Origin of the sequence: Pontibacter rugosus (genome assembly GCF_042678745.1) — a bacterium.
Lineage (GTDB): Bacteria > Bacteroidota > Bacteroidia > Cytophagales > Hymenobacteraceae > Pontibacter > Pontibacter rugosus.
Genome location: NZ_JBHTLD010000307.1, coordinates 1 through 4,160 on the forward strand (window position 1 = coordinate 1; position 4,160 = coordinate 4,160).

The following is a 4,160-nucleotide window of genomic DNA, read 5'->3' on the forward strand; positions in this document are numbered from 1 at the left end:
TACCTTGATAAAGATCCTGTTTTTGTTTTGAGTTGTGGTGTGCTGATTTACCAGGCCGGTATTTCTATGGCGTATGCCATGTTTAACGATGCCTTAGCCGAGTCTTATAATACAGCACGCATCTGCCTTTGCATTGTGTTTGTTCTTAATATATTTTTTTATGCTGTGTTAACTATGGCGTTAAAAAGAAGCCCTGTAAAATGAGTACACTCGAGCCAGTTATACTTATTACGCCTGTACTGCTTGTTCTGTCGGTAGGTATTATTGTGTTTGTGGTACTTTACCAAAGGCGCATGCTGCAACACCAGGAGCATCTCCGGGAGCTGCAGGACGTTAAACAGCAGCAGTTGCTGGAGGTTACCTTGCAAACACAGGAAGATGAGCGCCGCCGGGTAGCACGCGACCTGCACGATGAAGTAGGGGCGATGCTGGCACTCATCAAACTCAATCTTTACCAGCTGGTAAATAATGTAGAGGTGAAGGATGAAGGTTTATTAACGGCAGGCTACAATATAAAGCAGCAACTGGATGATGTGCTGAGCAGCGTGCGCCGTATCTCCCATGACCTGATGCCGGTAGTGCTGGAGAAGATGGGGCTTGTACAGTCGTTGGAGGCGCTGCGCCGTACCTTGGCCAGTGGTAGTAACCAGCTGGAAATGATAGTGAAGTATAACGAGAAGAATAGAAGGTTAAACCCGAAAAACGAACTACTGCTGTATCGGATGGTGCAGGAGCTACTGAACAATACACTGAAGCACGCGGAGGCCACACAAGTAACGGTAGAGCTACTTTTTGAATCTGAAAATATTCTGCTTGTTTATACCGATAACGGAAAAGGCTTTAACCTTCATACTTTGCAGGAGGGGGAAAACCTGCAAGGAGGAGGTTTAGGCATTATGAGTCTCCAGAGCCGTGCGGCTCTTATGGGTGGACATATTACCCTTACATCCTCGCCCGGTGCCGGTATCAGAGCCGAAATCAATGTGCCGGTTATGCATGCAAAGAAATTAGCACACACAACCAATTAATTTTATAGTATGAATTACCAGCCTCTAACATTAGCTATTGCTGATGATCACATCTTGTTCCGGAAGGGGGTTCTGGAACTGTTAAAAGGCTTTAGCGAAATAACGCTTGTAGCTGATGCAAGTAATGGCGCCGAACTGCTGGAGCTTGTGGAATCTAATCTACCCGATATATTTATGCTGGATCTGGAGATGCCGGAGATGGACGGTGTAGACACTTCACGATACCTGCTTTCCAAGTATCCTCATGTAAAAATACTGATCATGTCTACTTATGGAGACGAAGCGCTGGTAGATAACCTGTTGGAGGAGGGCGTTAAAGGATATCTCTTGAAGAATTCTGAACCAGATGAACTCCGGCAGGCGCTACAGGCGCTTAAAGCCGGAAAATCATACTATTCTTCAGCCATCAAGATAGAGGTGCCTTGCAAGTGATAGGTAGGTAAAAGCAACTCAAAAAGCTTGGTTAAAATAAAACTGAGGCTGATTGGCTTTATTAAGTGATAACATCTTGTTTTTGAATTTTAATTTTCAAATATTTATATAAACTTTTTCAACTATATAAAGTATAGATGTTATATATGTTGTCTCTAATATTTGAACGAATTACTTTGTCTTTGGCTAAAGCTACAATCGTGCACTTAGTGTGGATTCTGAGCTGTGTAATGGTTACAACTGGGGCAAATGCACAGCAGAAAGCTACTGAAACAGAAGTAAAGCAGGATACAATAAAGGAAAATGTACAGACGCAGCAACGGGCATACGAGCAGCTGAATAAGTTTGAGCAGCCTGTACGGAACTCTGCCGATCTGGAGATTGACGGACTTGTGGTAGATGAAACAATCACTAAAATGGGCAGTGATTTTTATGACATCTTTCAGCGTCAGTGGGAAGCTCCGCCCATGGCAAAGAACTTTACTATAAAAATAAAGGAGCTGCCGGCTCGCGGTAACAGCGCCTTGATACAAGTAAGTATAAATGACCAAAATATACTGGAGCAACAGATGCAACCCAAGTATGATCTTATAGAAGAGATAGCGACCTATGCCGTAGGTCTTGCTTACGAACACCTGGTGCAGGACCACCTACAGCAGCAACTAGAAGCTGAAGGCAAGAAAGCCCGGGAGTTATTTTAAAAAAGTCTTATCCATCACTCCTCATACAGAATACCGCATGAAAAAAACTTACTTATTAGGCATTTTATTTATTGTTTTGTTTTTAGGGGCAGGTAAAGTACAGGCACAAGACCTGGTCTACCGGCCGGTTAATCCTGCTTTTGGTGGCGAAACGTTCAACTATCAATGGCTGCAAAGTTCGGCACAATCACAGGATAAACTTAAAGACCCCGCTGCTACTAAATCATCTTCTGGATCGCAGGACCCGCTTGAAAATTTTAAACAAAACCTGGAGCGCCAGATTCTAAGCCAGCTTTCACGGCAACTGATTACAAGCCAGTTTGGCGAGGGTGGTTTGGAGCCCGGTAGTTATACTATAGGTAATTATCAGATCGAGGTAACGGAAGGAACTGGTGGTGTGATAATACAGATTGTGGATATCGGCACAGGTAACCAGACTACTGTTACAGTTCCTTATTATTGATCCCTTCTGAGAATCATTTTCTTTGCCACGCCAATTACCCAGTTTACCCTTATACCCTTATTTCATGCAAAACAGCTTTTCCTTTTACCTCAGGGTGCTACCTGCTCTTTTACTGCTGCTAGCCTCTGGTTGTGCTCCGTATTTCAATCAACCTATGCAAACATCAAGGGCTGCCTTAGGAGTGCCCGCTCCCGGCAACGATGCCTTGGTAAGCCTGCCGCCTCCGCAGCAAAAAGTTGTGGCCGCCGTTTACAAATTCCGCGATCAGACAGGGCAATACAAACCCTCTGCCACTGGTGCCAGCTGGTCTACAGCTGTTACTCAGGGCACAACCACCATCCTGCTTAAATCTTTAGAAGAGTCAGGCTGGTTTACGCCAATCGAGCGTGAAAACCTGGGAAACTTACTGAACGAACGAAAGATTATACGTTCTACAAGGGCTGAGGCAGAACAATTGACAGGTAAACCAGAACCACTGCTCCCGTCACTGCTTTTTGCCGGTATTATACTGGAAGGGGGTATTATTTCTTATGATGCCAATGTTATTACAGGAGGCGCCGGTCTGCGTTACTTTGGTGCCGGTGGCTCAGGGCAGTACCGCGAAGATAAGGTAACGGTGTATCTGCGAGCGATTTCCACCAGTACCGGCGAGATCCTTAAAACGGTTTATACTTCTAAAACTATCCTGTCCCAATCAATGGACTTTGGCGTGTTCCGCTATGTAAAGTTCAAGCGCCTGCTCGAGGCTGAAACAGGATTCACTTATAATGAGCCATCTGAGATAGCCGTGAAGGAAGCTATTGATAAAGCTGTGCAAAGCATGGTGATTGAGGGGATGCTGGCAGGCTACTGGAGGCCGCAAACCAAGGAGGCCCTGGACAGCCCAATCGTGAAAGAGTATTTGCAGGAAAAACAGGATGCGCAGAATTCTGATATACATGGCCAGATTATGGCACAGCGCCGCGGCGCTATAGGTATAAGTGTTGCAGGTGGCGCTCTGCGGTATAACGGAGACTATTCTGATCCGAAGATAACACCAATGGCAGAAGCGGGTTTGCGATTTAGTACCCGTAGTAATTTATCGTTTGATGTGCGCGTAGGAGGGGGAGAGCTATCTACAGAACGAAATTTCCAACAGAAAATAGTGTACGGTGAGGTAGATGTTAACTATAATCTGTTTCCGATGCTAGCCCATACACCTTACCTGCAGATTGGCGCCGGCGCCCTTTCTACAGGAGGCAATCTGGGAGACGCCTTAGGGAATGTATCTTTCAATAATCTGAACAGTTATGTTAAAGCTGGCCTCGGTGTTGAGTTTATGGCAAGTAAACGCTTTGGCGTAGAAGCAAACGTGTTTAGCTCCTATATGTTGAATGATACGATGGATGAAGTACAGCGTGGAAGGTTTAATGATTACTACTGGGGTGGAAAAGTAGGTGTAAACTATTATCTGAATTTATTCAAATAGTTTAAAGCTGCCTTAGCGTCTGGAAAAGGGGCATCTGCACAAAGTGCAGGTGCCCCTTTTCTTTTTCA

6 protein-coding genes are annotated in these 4,160 nt (G+C 45.0%); all 6 read left to right on the forward strand.

Annotated elements, in window-relative coordinates; translation table 11 throughout:
- A partial coding sequence (locus ACFQ2O_RS20325) for a hypothetical protein (protein ID WP_377532401.1) occupies nt 1-204 on the forward strand: 204 nt, incomplete at its 5' end.
- The gene (locus ACFQ2O_RS20330) at nt 201-1,028 is read left to right on the forward strand and encodes a sensor histidine kinase (RefSeq protein ID WP_377532404.1); all 828 of its coding nucleotides are present in this window, start codon (nt 201-203) and stop codon (nt 1,026-1,028) included. The genes ACFQ2O_RS20325 and ACFQ2O_RS20330, both read left to right, overlap by 4 nt.
- Before the next feature lie 9 nt (nt 1,029-1,037).
- Nucleotides 1,038-1,460 carry a response regulator gene (locus tag ACFQ2O_RS20335; RefSeq protein WP_377532407.1) on the forward strand — a complete coding sequence of 141 codons (423 nt, stop codon included), beginning with the start codon at nt 1,038-1,040 and terminating at the stop codon, nt 1,458-1,460.
- Nucleotides 1,461-1,606: 146 nt separating this feature from the next.
- Nucleotides 1,607-2,161 (forward strand): CsgE family curli-type amyloid fiber assembly protein, encoded by a 555-nt coding sequence (locus ACFQ2O_RS20340; RefSeq protein WP_377532410.1) that lies wholly within the window; start codon nt 1,607-1,609, stop codon nt 2,159-2,161.
- A gap of 37 nt (nt 2,162-2,198) precedes the next feature.
- Nucleotides 2,199-2,624, forward strand: a complete 426-nt coding sequence (locus ACFQ2O_RS20345; RefSeq protein ID WP_377532413.1) for a curli production assembly/transport component CsgF — start codon at nt 2,199-2,201, stop codon at nt 2,622-2,624.
- A gap of 154 nt (nt 2,625-2,778) precedes the next feature.
- Nucleotides 2,779-4,092, forward strand: a complete 1,314-nt coding sequence (locus tag ACFQ2O_RS20350) for a CsgG/HfaB family protein (RefSeq protein WP_377532415.1) — start codon at nt 2,779-2,781, stop codon at nt 4,090-4,092.
- Nucleotides 4,093-4,160: the final 68 nt, after the last annotated feature.

Coding starts and splice junctions, on each gene's coding strand:
- ACFQ2O_RS20350 (WP_377532415.1), top strand. CDS start 2,779: ATGCAAACATCAAGGGCTGCCTTAGGAGTGCCCGCTCCCGGCAACGAT.
- ACFQ2O_RS20345 (WP_377532413.1), top strand. CDS start 2,199: ATGAAAAAAACTTACTTATTAGGCATTTTATTTATTGTTTTGTTTTTA.
- ACFQ2O_RS20335 (WP_377532407.1), top strand. CDS start 1,038: ATGAATTACCAGCCTCTAACATTAGCTATTGCTGATGATCACATCTTG.
- ACFQ2O_RS20330 (WP_377532404.1), top strand. CDS start 201: ATGAGTACACTCGAGCCAGTTATACTTATTACGCCTGTACTGCTTGTT.
- ACFQ2O_RS20340 (WP_377532410.1), top strand. CDS start 1,607: ATGTTGTCTCTAATATTTGAACGAATTACTTTGTCTTTGGCTAAAGCT.